This window comes from Halovenus carboxidivorans, from assembly GCF_009831575.1.
Classification (GTDB): Archaea; Halobacteriota; Halobacteria; order Halobacteriales; family Haloarculaceae; genus Halovenus; species Halovenus carboxidivorans.
In genome coordinates this window covers 254,373-269,852 of sequence record NZ_WUUT01000001.1, presented here as the reverse complement: position 1 = coordinate 269,852, position 15,480 = coordinate 254,373, and the positions used below count along the sequence as shown (strand labels likewise).

Below are 15,480 nucleotides of genomic sequence, written 5' to 3'. Positions count from 1 at the left end.
CGTAATATAATCAATATGTTACCGTTACCACCACTCTATGAACGATCTGGTAATATAGACAGATTTAATAGTCAATCTGTTCGTACATGAGGTAGAGTCGATCGGCTGGGAGACGGAGTGATGCGCAGTCGATCAGGATGGAAAAACGATGTCAGGACAACAGCAGCGGACGACGGTCGGACAGGTTCCATCACCGAGCAGCGACGACGGGCACGTCCCGGTCGTGCTGAGCCGGCTGGTCTGGGCGCTGTGGCTCGCGAGCGTCGGCGTGCTGGCGGCGACCGTGCTGGGGGGCAGTCCCTGGGAGCTTCCGGGGGTGGCGGTCGTCGACGGCCTGACGGTCGTGATGTGGACGGCTGTCACCTTCTTCAGCGGAATCGTCCACAGCTACTCCCGGCGGTACATGGCCGGCAGCGAGACCATCGACCGGTTCTTCGGACGGGTGTTCGCGTTCACGCTGTCGGTGATGGTGCTGGTCGCGGCGGACGCGCTGGTCCTGTTCGTGGCCGCCTGGCTCGCGATGGGGCTGGCGATGGCCTCGCTGATCGGGCACGTCGAGAGCTGGCCCCAAGCACAGGCCGCGGGCGCGCTCGCCCGTCGGTACTTCCTCGGGAGCACCGCGGCGCTCGCGGTCGGGGTCGGACTGCTGTGGAGCCAGACGGGAGCGACGACCGTCTCCGGCGTCGCGTCCGCCGTCGGGACCGTCCCGACGCCGGTCGTCCTCGCGGCGGCGGGGGCGCTTGTGCTCGCGGCGATGATCCAGTCCGCGCTGGTGCCGTTTCAGACCTGGCTGCTGTCGTCGATGACCGCACCCACGCCGGCGTCGGCGCTGATGCACGCGGGGTTCGTCAACGCGGGCGGGGTCTTGCTCGTCCGGTTCGCCCCGGTCGTGACCGTCGAGACCGCGGTGATGTTCGCCATCGTGCTCGTCGGCGCGGCGAGCGCGCTGCTGGGCAAACTGCTGAAGACAGTCCAGACGGACATCAAGAGCACGCTGGCCTGCTCGACGACCGGCCAGATGGGTTTTATGATTATGCAGGCCGGGCTGGGGCTGTTCGGCGCCGCGATCACGCATCTCATCCTCCACGGCTTCTACAAGGCCTATCAGTTCCTGAGCGCGGGGGCGGCGGTGAGCCACGAGAGCCCGGCGAAGACGAACGCCGCGAAGACCACCGGCCCGGTCGACGCCCTCGTGATCGGTCTCACGGCCGTCGTCGGCGGGGTGTTGTTCGGCGTGCTGACCGGCAAGGGGACGAAACTGGGTGGCGGGCTCGTCCTCACCCTGATCGTCGTGCTGACGGTCCTGCACGCCGCACGCGAAATCGTTCCCCGCGGTGAGCTCCCGACGGCGGTGCGGTACGGCGCCGTGCCGCTGGTGGCGCTGCCGGCAATCGGTATCTACGCCGCCGTCTACCGCGGGATCACGGCGGCCCTGTCGGGGCTGCCGGCCGTCGGATACACGGCGGATCTGACGGTCGTTCACGGCGTCGTCGTGGCGGCCTTCTTCGCGGCGTATCTCGCCGTCGACAGCGGCGTGTACAAGCACAGCACGCGGCTGTACGTGCTGTTGTTGAACGCGACGCAACCACCTGCCGAGACGCAGTTGACTGCGACGGAGGAATACAATGAATACTGAATCCCCAATCGAGGACTGTATCGACTCGGCGGCAGAATCGGTCGGATCGGTCTGGCCGCTGCACTCGTTCGTCACCGCGAACCCGCTCGCCGGGTTCGAGGACCGACCCTTCCACGAGGCTGTCTCCGAGGCGGAACGGCTGCTCGGCGGCGACGGCTACCCGGACGCCGGGGTGTTCCGTCGGGCCTACGAGACGGGTCAGATCGACCCCGAACTGCTGCGCTCGGCGCTGTCCGAGCACGGCTTCGACGACGACATCGAGCGCTCGCTCGAACAACTCGAAGAGACGGAGTCGGCGGGGTCGGCCGAGCGGGAGACGGCGATGGATCGGGTCGATACGGTGCTGTCGAAGTGGCTGGCGGCCTTTCTCGATCAGGGACAGGCCAAGTGGCCGATGCCGAACCGCGAGCAGGGGTTCTACGGGGCCTTCCGGAGCGTCGCCCGCCACGACGGGGAGATTCCCGACGGCGACGCCATCGCGGCGTTGCCCGACGAGCCGGTCGATGCGATTCGGGACCACCTCGCCGAGTACCCGACGGACCACTGGGCGGATATCTTCGAGTTCCAGTTGGCCGCGCTACCCGGCTGGACCGGGCTGCTCAAACAGCGCGCCGACGACGGCGGGGCCTGGCAGTCCGCCTATCCGATCACGCTCAGCGGCTATCTGGCGGCCCGGTTGGCGCTGGTCGAGCAGTTCGACGCCCCGCTGTCACCGACGGAGACGGACGCAGACACCGCGGGGACCGAAAGTGAGCCCCCGCTGGCCGAGGTGTGGCTGCGGGCGTGGGAGCAGAGCTACCGCGCCGAGTTGACCGATTCGCTCACCGACGCGAGCGAGTCCCTCGAAGCGGCGGAGACGACCGAACGCCCCGACGCGCAACTGGTGTTCTGTATCGACACGCGCTCGGAGATCATCCGCCGACACATCGAGGCGACCGGCGAGTACGAGACACACGGCTACGCCGGCTTCTTCGGCGTGCCGATGCGGTACAGCGATGTCGACGGCGAGACGACCGTCGACGCCTGTCCGCCGATCCTCGACGCCGAACACCGGATCACCGAGCGGCCGGTGAGCGAGGACGGCCGCGAAGAGTACGAGCGCTGGCAGTCCCTCCGGGAGAGCGCCACGGGCGCGATCAGTCGTCTCAGGTCGAACGTCGCGACCGCGTTCAGTTTCGTCGAGAGCACCGGCGCGGGCTACGGGGCCGCGCTGGCCGCCCGGACGCTGTTGCCCGCCCGGGTTCGCGGTCTGCGCGACAGCGCAGAGAAGACCCCCGACAGCCACGAGTTCTGCGAGCCGGCGATCGATCACGACCCCGATGCCGGCCACGACCTGCCGGCGGGACTGACCCTGGAGGAGAAAGTCGAGTACGCCGCGACGGCCTTCGAACTCATGGGCTGGGAGCAGTTCGCACGGGTCGTCGTCTTCGCCGGACACAGAAGCGAGACGGCGAACAATCCGTTCGACTCCAGCCTGGACTGTGGGGCCTGTGCCGGCAACCCCGGCGGGCCGAACGCCCGCGTCCTCGCGGCGATCTGCAACGACAGCGCGGTCCGGGAGCGGCTCCGCGAGCGCGGGATCGAGATTCCCGAGGACACCCTCTTTCTGGCCGGCGAGCACAACACCACGACCGACGAAATCGAGCTGTACGGAGACGTGCCCGAGAGCCACGAGGCCGACATCGGCCAACTCCGGGCCGATCTGGAGGCGGCGCGGACAGCGGCGGCGGCCGAACGGACCGGCGAGAGCGCCACGGGGAGCGACGCTGCGGTCCGCGAGACCGAGCGCCGCGCCGCCGACTGGGCGGAGACCCGCCCCGAGTGGGGGCTGGCCGGCAACGCCGGGTTCGTCGTCGGCCCGCGCGAACTGACCGACGACATCGACCTCGACGGGCGGGCGTTCCTGCACTCCTACGACTGGACGACCGACGCCGACGGCGAGGCGCTGGCGGCGATCATGACCGGACCGATGGTCGTCACACAGTGGATCAACACGCAGTACTACTTCGCGACCGTCGACAACGCCGCCTACGGCAGCGGCTCGAAGGTGACGCACAACCCGGTCGGTAACGTCGGCGTCTACCAGGGCAACGGCGGCGATATCATGACCGGCCTCCCGCTGCAGTCGCTGATGAGCGCGGACGAGGAGCCGTACCACCAGCCGCTCCGCCTCTCGACGGTCGTCCACGCGCCGGTCGACCGGGTGACCGAGATTCTGGCCGAGCACGAGGAGCTACAGGAACTACTCGACAACAACTGGCTCTCGCTGACGGTCGTCGACCCGACCCAGGGCCACCGCGCGCTCCGCTACGAGGAGGACCTCGAGTGGACGCCGGTCTCCGACGAGGAACTCTCGACTCCCGAGGAGACCGAACCGCTGGCCGCCGACGACTGACGATACCCTACAGGTACCGTCGCCCGACGTACGCGGCGACGAGACCGACGACGAGCAGGACGACGACGCCGAGAATCGTCACTTCGGGACCGAGCGCCGCCGAGGAGGCTTCCGCCGACTCGGAGTGGTTGTGACCGCTGTGTAGGAGAACCCACATACAGGTTGTTCGGCGGAGACGGAAAAAACGATTTCGAACGGGGCTGTCGAGATGTCTCACACGAGGCCAGCGTGTTGATCGAGTGGGAGGAGAGGTACCGTCAGTCGACAATCTCGACGCCGGTGAACTCGAAACGGGCACCGCCGTCGGTACCGTCGACGACGGCCACCGCCCAGCCGTGTGCCTCGGCGATCCGGTTGACAATCGTCAGCCCGAATCCCGTGCCGCCGTCCTCGGAGGTGTGGCCCGGGTCGAACACCCGCTCTTTGGCGTGGTCCGGAATCCCCGGGCCGGTGTCTTCGACGTAGAATCCGTCGTCGATGCGTCCGACCCGAACCGTCACGTCCGGTCCGCCGTGCTCGACGGCGTTTCTGAACAGATTCTCGAAGACGTGCTGGAGTCGGCTCCGATCCCCGCGGATCGTCGCCTCGTCGACGACCGCGACCGTAGCGCCCCCGGTCGCGACTGTCTGCCAGCAGGTGTCGACGAGGGCAGCCAGGTCGATCTCCTCCGTCTCGGTGACGGCGTCGCCCTGTCGAGCGAGCGTGAGCGTGTCCGAAACGAGGTCTGCCATCCGGTCGAGCGCCCGGTCGATTGCCGGGAGGTGTTCGCTGTCGGATTCCTCGGCGAGCAAGTCCACCCGTAACTGTGCGACGTTCAGGGGATTGCGGAGGTCGTGGCTAACGATGCTCGCGAACTCCGCCAGCCGCTCGTTTTGGGTTTCGAGTTCGGTCTCCCGGTCCCGGAGCTGTTGTTCCGTGCTGATCCGTTCGAGCGCCGCCTCGGTGTTCGCGGCCAGCACCCGCGCGAGTTCGATATCGGTCTCGGTGAACGCCTCCGTCTCCGTCGCCGAGATGATAAACACTCCGCGGTCGACCAGCGGCAGGTAGAGTTCGCTCTCGACGGGGGTTTCGCTGTTGTACAGATCCTCGGCTCTGCTGAGGTCGCCGTATATCTGTTCCTCGCCGGTCTCGTAGACGCCCCAGGCGATTCCTTCGTCGATCGTCGGGATCTCGCCGAACAGCTCTCGACTCCGGTCCGAGACCGCGGCCGGGGCGAGTCCGTCGACAGCCTCGTCGTAGAAGTGGATCCCGTTCAGCGGGAGGTCGAGGATCTCGACGGCGGCCTGACTCGCCAGTTCGGCCACCTCGTGTGGCGTCTCGGCACCCAGAAGATCGCGCGTCGCCTCGTGTAGCTGGCTCAACTGCCGCTCCCGGTCCCTGAGCCGCTGTTTCTGTGTCCGGCGCTCGTTGATCTCTCGACTGCTGACGAGGATCCCGCTGATCACGTCGTCGTCCAGTCGGTTCCGTAGCGTCGATTCGATCCAGGTCATCGACCCGTCCGCCCGGCGAAACTCCGTCTGGACCGTCTGTGGCTCGTCGGGGTGGGCCAGCACCGTCTCGATTGCCTCCTCGACGGCCCCCCTCGTCGCCGGCGGCTGGTAGCCGAAGCCGTTTTCGCCGATCAGTTCGTCGGGGTCGTATCCGAGGATCCGCTCGACAGCGGGGCTCACGTAGGTGATCGTCCCGTCGGGCTCGATAATCGTCGCAATGTCGTCGAGATGTTCGACGATCCGCTGGTACCGCCGGAGGTCCGCCGCCCGTCTCTGTCGCTCGGTAACGTCGGTGATCGAAAAGACGACGCTCTCGATGTCCCCGTGTTCGTCCCGCAGTGGCGCACCGCTCACCGAGAGGACCTTCTCCGTCCCGTCCGGCCACCGGATCGAGTGCTGGGAGTCGTACAGCGGTTCGCCGGTCCGCCAGACCTGCTGGAAGGGGAGCTGTTCGTCCGGGATCGGGTCGCCGTCCAGATCTCGAATCTCCCACTCCGGGTCGTTGTACGTTCGTTCGGTCACCTCCGACCGTTGCAATCCGAGAACCTCCGTGGCGCGCTGATTGGCGTAGATAAACTCCCCGTTGTCGTCCAATTCGACGACACAGGCAGGAACGGTCTTAAGGATCTGTTTCAGGCGGTCCGGAACGCGATCCGCGTCGATCCGCGGACTGGAGACGTCGACTACCTCCGAGATCGTCTGCGCCAGCCGCGAGTGCTGATCGCTCTGTCGAAGCCGGGTGACGTTCGCCGACGCCGCAGCGGCGACGACCTCCGGACGCTCGGTCTCGGTGTATAGCACGACCGGCTGGCGGTAGTCGTGTTCCCGAAGGGTGTCGAGCAGTTCGACCCCGGGTTGGTCGGGGGGATCGGACTCCAGAACGATGCAGTCGAACCGGCCGGAGTCCAGGTGCTCGATGCTCTCGGCTCCGCTGGTCGCGGTCGTGACCGCGAACTCCGTCGGCTCGGTTTCGAGGGAGGTCGCAACCGCGTCCGCCTCCACTGCGGATGGGCTGACAACGAGGACGCGGATGGCCTCACTCATCGTGTCTGTGTACTTGTCCCGTCATATATCAAACTTCGTGAACTACGACCCGGCACGCGGGGGTCGTGCCGTCACGTCGGCACGTCGGGGCCGGAGTGAAGCGACTGCTGTATTAGTCAATCAGTTGAGAAGAAAGCGGTCGTGTCGGGGTGCTTTTCACGCCGGGACTCAGACGCCGAAACGACGTGAGTGCGCTCGATTCGCTGTTCGGTGACGACGCGGCCGTTCTCGGCGAGACGAGTTTCCAGCTACTGCTGTTGGCGAATCTGTTGCCGCCGCTGGGGACCGCCCTGCTCTCGCCGGTGCTCGACTCGCTGATCGAGCCGTTCGGGACGACGGCGGCCGATATCGGACTGATGATGTCGTTTTTCACCGCGCCGCCGATTCTGGTCATTCCGCTCGCCGGGATGCTCGCGGACCGCTACGGACGCAAGCCGGTCATCGTCGGATCGCTGCTTCTGTTCGGAGCCGCCGGGACGGCGATTGCGCTGACCACGAATTTCCGGGTGGCGCTCGCGCTCCGACTGCTCCAGGGGGCGGCGTTCGGCGGACTGACGCCGGTGATCATCACGAGTATTGGCGACCTGTACGCGGGGACCCGAGAGGCGACGGCGCAGGGACTTCGCTTTACCGGCTCCGGGCTCGCCCAGACGGTGTTCCCGCTGTTTGCCGGGCTGATCGTCACCGTCGCCTGGCAGTTGCCATTCCTGATCTACGCGATGGCGTTTCCGGTCGCGCTGCTGGTCGCCGCCCGCTTCGAGGAACCCGGCAGTCCGGGCACAGAGCCGGCGACTGACGGCGGCACTGACGGGCGGAGCTACGCCAGAGAGCTGTTCGGACTCGTGCGGAAACCGCGGGTCCTGTCGCTCGTGCTCGCCCGCGGGCTACCGATCGTGGTCTGGATCGCCTTCCTGACCTACAACTCGATCATCGTCGTCCAGATCCAGGGCGGCACGCCGGGGCAGGCGGGGCTGCTGGTGGCGCTGGGGAGTCTCGCCTACGCCGCGGCGGCGAGCCAGGCGGGCCGAATCACGGCGCTGGTCGACAGCCGGTTCGTCCCGCTGGTGGCGGCGCATACCGCGCTCGCGGTCGGGTTCGGAGTGGTGCTGTACGCGCCCGGTATCGCGACCGCCGCGGCGGGCATCGTGCTCAGCGGGGCGGGATTCGGGACGGCGCTGTCGCTGTACCGGAGCATCGTCACCGGGCTCGCGCCCCAGAAGCTCAGAGCGGGAATCGTCAGCCTGGCTGAGGCCAACGGCCGGCTGATCGCGACGCTGACGCCCGTGTTGATGGGCGCGGCGATCGGAGCGGCCGCCCCCCGTGTCGGATTCACCACCGCATTGCGGCTGTCCGGGATCGGCGCGGCCGTCGTCGGCAGCGGCGGCGGCGTCGTCTGCCTGTTCGTCGCGAAACTTTCGCCGCAGACCGCCGCCGAACGGGCCGCGGGCTAGTCACTCCGCCGTCGCAACGGCCGTGATCTCGAAGCGCGCGCCGCCGGCCTCACTCTCCGTGATCTCGATCCCCCAGCCGTGGGCCCGGACGATCTGATCGACGATTCGGAGGCCGAAGCCGGTGCCGTCACCGGTCGAGTAGCCGGCCTGGAGCACCTCGTCGGTGCGGTCGGCGGGGATCCCCTCGCCGTCGTCCTCGACGTAGAAGCCGTCGTCGAGTAGCCCCACAGTGACGGTCACGTCCGGGCCGGCGTGTTCGGCGGCGTTTCTGAACAGGTTCTCGAACAGCTGTCGCAGACGCCCGGGATCGGCCTGGATTGGCTCCGTCGCCGCGACGACGAGTTCCGCGCTGTCGGTCCGGACAGTCTCCCAGGCCTCCGTCGCGACGGTCCCGAGGTCGGCGGTATCGAGGGCGTCGATCTGCACACCGTCGCGGGCGAGCGCGAGCAGGTCGTCGATGAGTTCGCCACAGCGATCCAGCGCCTCTGCGGCGGCCGTGACGTGTTCACTCTCCGCGTCCGGCTCGACGAGCGCGAGGTGGCTGCTGGCGACCTGCAGGGGGTTGCGCAGGTCGTGGCTGACGATGCTCGCGAACTCCGCTAGCCGCTCGTTCTGGCGTTCGAGCCGCTGGCGACGCTGGAGCTGTGCTGTCACGTTCTCCGAGACAGCCATCCCGTGGGTGATCTCGCCGTCGTCGTCTCGGACCGGTACGGTCTGGATCCGGTAGTGTTCGCCCTGGTACTCCTGCTCGAAGGTGTTGCTCTCGCCGTCCAGCACCGCCCGGTAGTTCTCCACCGTCTCGGCGGCGATCGGCTCGGGAAACAGATCGTGCGGCGTCTGTCCGATGAACTCGTCGCTGGCGAGTCCGACCTCGGCGAGTTCTTGTCCCCCTGCCCGGACGTACCGACAGTCGCAGTCGAACAGGAAGACGCCGCCGTCGGGGAAGTGCTCGACCAGCGTCTGGTACTGTCTCGTCAGCGTTTGAAGCTCCCGTTCACGTCGCGTACGCTCGGTGATATCCCTCGTCAGCACCGCGATCTCACCCGGCCCCTCCGAACATCTGACACGGGCTAGCCGGCAATCGAGCGTCCGTTCGCCAGCACCGGGAAACTCCGCGGTCAGTTCGACACGCAGGCTCTCCCGGTCGCCGCTGCGGAGCGCCTCGTACTCCTCTGGGTGGTCGGACTGGATCTGTGCGAGATACTGACTTTCGGTTCCGCTGAGCGCGTCGCGCGTGTTATCGAGCAGGTCGACCGCGGCGTCGTTGAGGAGGTCGTAACAGCCCGTCTCGTCGCAGACGACGATGGGATCGGGAGCCTCGTCGAACACGGTCTGGTACCGCTGTAGCTCCCACTCTCGCTGCTTGCGGTCGTTGATGTCCCGCGTGGCACCGATAATGTACTCGACGGTGCCGTCGATCTCGACCGGGGCAATCTGGGTTTCCCAGTAGGTTGTCTCGTCGGGGCCGGGCGCTTCCGTCGGTACGTCCGCCCGCTCGTAGCTCTCCTCGTATCTGATGGCGTCGCCGCGCTCGATGCACTCGCGGTACCGCTGTGCGATCTCCGCGGCGCGCTGCTCACCGAACACCTCCTGAAGCGTCTTTCCCCGGACGTACTCGTTCAGGAGACCGGTAGCCTCCTCGTAGGCCTCGTTGACTCGCCGGTATCTGAACTCGCCGTCGCGGTGGGAGATGACGAACAACATGTCCTGTGCGTGGGTGAACACCGTCTCGGCCCGTTTCAGCGCCTTCTCACGTTCGAGCCGGTCGGTGATGTCTCGCAACGCCCCCCGGAGAGCGACGACCGATCTATCCTCGCTAACGGGATCGATTGTAAGTTGGACGGTCCGTTCGCTCCCCCCGGAGGGGTCGAGGCGGTACTCGCCGCGGACCTGCTCTGCGGCGTCGGCCGCCTCCTGGAGGGCCGCCCGGACAGCGGGGCGGTCTGACGCCGCGAAGCACCCGACGAACGCCGCTCTGTCGGGTATCTCGGACCGGCCGCAGAGCCGTCGAGTTCCGGGCGTACAGCGGACGGCTCCGGTGTCGAGGTCGAGTTCCCACCCCCCGGTGTCACCGAGGAACTCGGACTGGCGGATCAGATCCGTCTGGCGCTCCGCTCGCCGTTCGGCCGCGCGGGCCGAGACGGCGTTTGCGATCTGGTTCGCGAGCAGTTCGTACTGTTCCGCCCCCGGCTGTTTCTGGAGATAATCTGTCGCGCCGGCCGAGAGCGCTTCGCTCGCGACCTCCTCGCTACCCTTGCCGGTGAACAGGATGAACGGAGTCGTCGGGTGGGTCTCCCGGACCGTACGCAACAGTTCGATTCCGTCGGTCTGGGGCATCTCGTAATCGGAGACGATACAGTCGAAGTCGGTCTGCTGGAGCCGTTCGAGTGCCGCGTCTGGTGTCGTCGCCGTGTCGACAGAGAAGGCCTCGTTCTCCCGTTCGAGCATCTCGGCTGTGAGGTCTGCAAACCCCGGATCGTCGTCGACGTGGAGGATCCGGACCGCCGATGAGATCGCCATGTGAACAGACAGATTCACAGCTAAGTATAACTTTATACACCAGTCGGTTGGCGAGACAATCCCGGAGTCGTCGACGCGGGCCGGGCGATCGGAGGTATTTAGAGGTAGGACCGTCCTAACTCGGGGAGATGCCGAGAGTATCGCTCGACACGGGATCGCTGTACTACGAACGCCGGGGGAGCGGGCCGCCGCTCGTGTTCATCCACGGGGGCTGGCAGGACTCCACTTCGTGGGCCGAGCAGGTCGAACGCTTCGCCGAGGAGTACACGGTGATTACCTACGACATCCGCGGTCACGGAGAGACCGGCGCGACGGCCGCGTCGGAGTACTCGATCGAGTTGTTCACCGACGACCTCGAAGCCCTCGTAGCGGCGCTCGGTCTCGAACGGCCGATACTGGTGGGGATATCCGTCGGCGGGCTGATCGCGAGCAGTTATCTCGGCCGACACCCGGAAGCCGTCCGCGGGGCGGTCGTCGCCGGCCCGTTCCAGTCGATGCCGTCGGTGGTTCCGTTTAGCGACCTGAACCCGCTGTTTTCTCCGGTGCAGGGAGTCAAACAGATGGCTGCGACGCTCGGCTCTGCGGGGGCGTTCCGATCGATGCTCAACGCGATGCGGGCGGCCAACGGGGGGCGGTGGCTGAGCCGGGACCGCGACGTGCGCGCAGAGACCGTCACGACGGCCAGAGCCGTGCCGGAATCCGAGTATTCGAAGATCTTCGAGGCGATGTACGACGCCGAACCGGTCGACCTCTCGGGCGTCGAGACGCCGCTTCTGGTCCTCTACGGAGCGGACGAGACCGGCCGGATCAAACGACAGGGGCGCAGACTCGCAGACGACGCCCACCACGGGCGGTGGCTGGAACTCCCCGACGCCGCCCACCTCGTCAACAGGGACAACCCCGCGGCGTTCAACGAGGCCTGCGCGGAGTTTTTCGGGACGCTCGGTGGCTGAGTGATCAGAGGAAATCCGTCACGCTCGTGGCCTCGTCACCGCCGGGGCCCTCCTCTGCGATGACGTTCTCGGCGAGGCGCTCGAAGTCGCGGTTCTGGACCCAGACCGTGCCCGGACCCGTGAACTCGGCGGTCTTCCCCTCGTTGCCGAACGCACGGCTCGTCAGGCCGCCGGCCCGGGATGTCGAGTGCTGCACCGAGGAGTCGAAGGCGACGACGTGGTCCGTGTCGACGACCGTCTGTTCGTCCCCGTCGAGTTCGATCTGTCCCAGCGCGCCGTAGCTGTCGAGGAAGACGGTTCCGACGCCGCTGAGTTGTAGCAGAAACGCGTCGCCGCCCCCGAAAAACGACGAGGCGCCCCGAAACTCGGTGCCGATGTCGACGTCGGGTTCGGCGGCGAGGAAGGCACCGGATTTCGCGTATATCGTCTCCTGGTTCAGAAACCGCCCGCTCACGTCGCCGGGTGCCGGTGGGACCAGCGTGACGCTCCCGGGCGACTGTACGGTGAAGGTGTTCACGAACACGGATTCGCCGCCGAGCGCCGCCCGCTTGGCCGTGTCGACCAGCCCGCCGCTGCCGGTATCGGTGGTCATCTCGATACCCGGCGAGTACCGAAGCATCGCACCTGGCTCCGCGACGATCTGTTCGTCTGCTGCGAGCGAGACCTCGAGTTCCGGAAAGGCGGAATCGCCCACGATCTCGTATTCCATGAGACGGCGAGGATGTGCTCGGAATCACGTATAAGGGTTCGGAGGGCAAGGCGTCGAACGAGCGCCGGAGGGGTCACCAGCCGAGTTCGACGAGTGAGCCGTTCTCGCGGCACTCTTCGAGGGCGTGTTTGGCCTCCATCCCCGCCTGCTGGGCCGTCCGCGCACGTCCGACCCCGACCTTCAGGTCGACGTCGACGGCGTCACGGACGTGTTCGATGGTCTCGTGGTAGTCTGACTTGTCCATCCCCGAACAGACGGCGATGACGTTGTCACCGCCGACGAAAAAGGACAGTGAGTCGTGGGCCATCCGCATGTGTCGCATCAACTCGGCGTAGCCCTGTTCGATGTTGATGAAGGTATCGAACTCGTTGAGTTCGTCCGTGTACTTCTCGGTGGCGTTGTTGACGTCGAAGTGGGCAATCTGAAGATCCTCGTCCGTCCGGTCGTCCTCGGACAGCGGTTCCCCGGAGAGAATCTCTCGACGCTTGCTGTCCTGCGCACTGCCGGCTTCCTGCAGTCCCCGGGACGCCGCGCCGAGGGCCTCGATGGGGAGCGGATCGACGCCGATGCTGATGCTCGCCGTGACCGGGTACCGGTTCGCCAGCGAGGTCTGGATGAGTCGGTGGGCCTCGCGGTCGAGACCGTTCGTGACGGTGACGAGGTTGTCGAAGCGAGCGAAAAAGGCGTACCCTTCGCGGTTCCCGACGAGTTGGGAAACGTCGGCGTACAACCGCGACTGCAGGGTCTGGAGGTCGACCTCGCGTCGCGGCTCCGGCGTCGTGGTCCAGGGACCGTAGTTGTCGATCTGAATCAGCGCGATTTGGGTGTTCGTCACAGCGTATGTGAGGGAGCCGCGAGACATTTATGTTCGGGAAGCGACAGACAGCGCCGACTACTGTCGGGCCGAGTCGGAAGCGATCCGGGACGGATCGTCGACGCGCCCGAGCAGGTCGAGTTGGTGAGTGAGATAGATCAACCGGCCGGCGTCGACCTGTTCGGTGCGGCGGTCGATCCACCGGTCGAGTTGCTCGAACTCCCCGTCGGTTATCTCCGTGACCGCCTCCTCGACAGTGCTCAGGATGTGCCGGAGGACGTAGGCTTCGTCGGCCGGATAGCCCGCTTCGGCGGGGGTCACGACCCAGTCGGAGCCCGCAGCGTCGACGCTGACCCCGGGGGTGGCCTGAAGGCGAGCGAGCGTCTCGCCGCCCGCCCGACTGCTCCCGCCCGGTTTGGCGTCCATGTGGGCGTGGTAATGGCGTTCGACCGTGCGGTCTGCGTCGTGAGCGGGATAAAAACGCGTCTCGCCGTCGAACGTGATCGGGAAGTAATACGTTCCGCCGGGTGCGAGCGTTCCGAGTAGCGCGTCCAGATTCGAGCGGTCGATGATGTCGAGCAGCGCCGCCCCGACGACGAGGTCGTACTCCTCGTCGGTTCGCTCCGCGTGCGCGAGTGCGTCGCCGTCGACGGTTTCGAGGTCGACCCGCCGATCCGGTCCGAGAAGCGTCCGTCCCGCGTCGTCGACGGACACGTCGCGGTCCGCCGCCCACGACCGGAGATATCGCGGGAGTTCGGCGACGTTTTCGGACTGGTGATCGACGGCGGTGTACGCGGTCGCTCCCGGCGGGAGGATCTCCCACTCGAAGAACCGGGCGACCATGGTGCCGATGCCGGCCCCGACTTCGAGGACGCGCAGCGGGCCGTCACTGTCTTCGGCTCGGGCCGCCAGCGCCTCGCGCAGGTCCGCAATCAGACGAGCGTCGAGGGCGCGGTCGTCGACAGTTCGCTTGGCCCGGAGATACCGCTGGAAGGACTCCGTCACGCTGACACCTCCCGCACCGACGCGACATCGGCCAGCAATCGCCCGACGCGAGCGGTCGTCTCCTCCCAGCCTGGGTGTCGTTCGTAGCGCTCTCTGGCGGCCTGGCCCATCGCCGCCACCCGCTCGGGATCGGACAGTCGGGTCAGCGCCCCGGCGACGGCGGTCACGTCCCCCGGGCCGACGAGGACGCCGGTCTCGCCGTCGGTAACTACGTCCGTCGCGCCGCCGGCCCGCGAGGCGATTGCGGGGAGGCCGAAGCTCATGCCTTCGAGATAGACGATGCCGAATCCCTCGTACCGGGAGGGAACCGCGAGGACGTGGCTCTCGCGGAGCGTCGCGGCCAGTTGCTCGTCGGACAGTTCGCCGACCAGGTGCACGCGGTCACCCACGTCGCTGTCCGCGAGATAGTCCCGGATCTCGTCGACGTACGCTTCGTCGACCGTTCGTCCGACGACGGTCAGTTCGGCGTCGACCCCGGCGGCGGCCAGCCCCTCGACGAGCGTATCCAGCCCCTTTCGCGGGGCGATGTTTCCGACGAAGACAACCTGCAGCGGGCGACTGTGGGCGCGTTCGGCAATTGTCTTCCCGGATAGGTCCGGATCGAACCGGTCGCCCGCGGGCGGCGCAACGACGGTCGACTCGGCGTCGACGCCGAGGCCGGTCACGACATCTCGGGTCGCGGTGCTGTTGCAGACGACCCCATCGACCGTGTCGAGATACCGGCGCTCGACCGCGCGATAGAGCCCGGAGAGCGCGCGCCCCTCGCTCGCCCGGAGGTGGTGGACGATGCTGACGATCGGATAGGGGAGGCGGCGGTTCGTGGCGACCAGCGACGGGTGTGCGAGTTCGTCCTGTAGCATGACATCCACGTCGACAGCGAGTCGGTCCCGGAGTGTCGGCGAGGCGTTGTCGAGAAGCCCGCGGTGGTACTCGCGCCACGGCAGTTCGATCGTCTCGACGGTGTGGCCCGCACGGCGGAGCTGTTCGACCAGTTTGCGGTCGTAGCGGAACCCGCCGGAGCGTTCGTCGAGACTGCCGTACAGCGTCAGTCCGACCCTCATACGGCTGCGTCGTAGGTCGCCGCGGCCGTCTCGTCTTCCCAGATCGTCACGGCGAGTTCGGTGACGGTGTCGTCGGTGACGACGTCGGTCACCCGGTCGAAGACGACCCGCGCGAACCGTTCGACGCTCGGGTTGTATCCTTCGAACTCGGGGAGGTCGTTCAGGAGTTGGTCGCGGTACCGGTCCGCGATGTGCTCGAGGGCCGCCCTGGCGTCGTCGATGTCGACGAGGTAGTCGTACTCGTTGAGTTCGGGACCGCGAAAGGTCAACTCTACCTCGAAGTGATGGGAGTGTGGGACCCCTTCCGGCCCCGGGTCCGGGACCGTCAGGTAGTGCTGTGCGACGAAGGCTGTCAGCACTGTCGTCGAGTACATAGGGTCTGTAAGGGCGGCGCTCACCTAA

General features: G+C 66.9%; 12 protein-coding genes. 4 read left to right on the top strand and 8 right to left on the bottom strand.

Annotated features, from left to right (window positions below; genetic code table 11):
- Positions 1-148 precede the first annotated feature (148 nt).
- Both GRX03_RS01345 and GRX03_RS01340 read left to right on the top strand, forming a co-directional pair.
- A complete protein-coding gene (locus GRX03_RS01345; RefSeq protein ID WP_159762406.1) occupies positions 149-1,636 on the top strand; it encodes a proton-conducting transporter transmembrane domain-containing protein in 1,488 nt (495 codons plus the stop codon).
- On the top strand, positions 1,626-4,031 hold the full coding sequence (locus GRX03_RS01340) for a DUF2309 domain-containing protein (protein ID WP_159762405.1): 2,406 nt from the start codon (positions 1,626-1,628) through the stop codon (positions 4,029-4,031). Before GRX03_RS01345 ends, GRX03_RS01340 begins: the two co-directional genes overlap by 11 nt.
- 7 nt (positions 4,032-4,038) lie before the next feature.
- Here GRX03_RS01340 and GRX03_RS01335 read toward each other — a convergent pair whose 3' ends face one another.
- Positions 4,039-4,188, bottom strand: a complete 150-nt coding sequence (locus GRX03_RS01335; protein WP_159762404.1) for a hypothetical protein — start codon at positions 4,186-4,188, stop codon at positions 4,039-4,041.
- Positions 4,189-4,288: 100 nt separating this feature from the next.
- Positions 4,289-6,565: a PAS domain S-box protein gene (locus tag GRX03_RS01330; RefSeq protein WP_159762403.1), complete on the bottom strand. Its 2,277-nt coding sequence runs from the start codon at positions 6,563-6,565 to the stop codon at positions 4,289-4,291.
- Positions 6,566-6,750: 185 nt separating this feature from the next.
- Between GRX03_RS01330 and GRX03_RS01325 the strand changes: the two genes are divergently transcribed.
- Positions 6,751-8,016, top strand: coding sequence for an MFS transporter (locus GRX03_RS01325; protein WP_201289147.1), 1,266 nt, complete (start codon positions 6,751-6,753; stop codon positions 8,014-8,016).
- On the opposite strand, the gene GRX03_RS01320 is transcribed toward GRX03_RS01325, so the two are convergent.
- Positions 8,017-10,536: a PAS domain-containing protein gene (locus GRX03_RS01320; protein ID WP_159762402.1), complete on the bottom strand. Its 2,520-nt coding sequence runs from the start codon at positions 10,534-10,536 to the stop codon at positions 8,017-8,019.
- Between the two features lie 128 nt (positions 10,537-10,664).
- Between GRX03_RS01320 and GRX03_RS01315 the strand changes: the two genes are divergently transcribed.
- Entirely contained in the window at positions 10,665-11,489 is an 825-nt protein-coding gene (locus tag GRX03_RS01315) for an alpha/beta fold hydrolase (protein ID WP_159762401.1), read from the top strand.
- A gap of 4 nt (positions 11,490-11,493) precedes the next feature.
- Here the strand turns inward: GRX03_RS01315 and GRX03_RS01310 are convergent, their stop codons facing one another.
- The 5 genes from GRX03_RS01310 to GRX03_RS01290 all read right to left on the bottom strand — a co-directional run bounded on the left by GRX03_RS01310 (position 11,494) and on the right by GRX03_RS01290 (position 15,452).
- Complete coding sequence (locus GRX03_RS01310; protein WP_159762400.1) at positions 11,494-12,198, bottom strand: TIGR00266 family protein; 705 nt, start codon at positions 12,196-12,198, stop codon at positions 11,494-11,496.
- 73 nt (positions 12,199-12,271) lie between these two features.
- Positions 12,272-13,033, bottom strand: a complete 762-nt coding sequence (locus tag GRX03_RS01305; RefSeq protein ID WP_368277892.1) for a GTP cyclohydrolase III — start codon at positions 13,031-13,033, stop codon at positions 12,272-12,274.
- 57 nt (positions 13,034-13,090) lie between these two features.
- Positions 13,091-14,017: a hypothetical protein gene (locus GRX03_RS01300; RefSeq protein ID WP_368277891.1), complete on the bottom strand. Its 927-nt coding sequence runs from the start codon at positions 14,015-14,017 to the stop codon at positions 13,091-13,093.
- Positions 14,014-15,078 carry a glycosyltransferase family 4 protein gene (locus GRX03_RS01295; protein ID WP_159762398.1) on the bottom strand — a complete coding sequence of 355 codons (1,065 nt, stop codon included), beginning with the start codon at positions 15,076-15,078 and terminating at the stop codon, positions 14,014-14,016. The genes GRX03_RS01300 and GRX03_RS01295 overlap by 4 nt, the downstream gene beginning before the upstream one ends.
- Positions 15,075-15,452: a 6-pyruvoyl trahydropterin synthase family protein gene (locus GRX03_RS01290; protein WP_159762397.1), complete on the bottom strand. Its 378-nt coding sequence runs from the start codon at positions 15,450-15,452 to the stop codon at positions 15,075-15,077. Before GRX03_RS01290 ends, GRX03_RS01295 begins: the two co-directional genes overlap by 4 nt.
- Between the last annotated feature and the right edge of the window lie 28 nt (positions 15,453-15,480).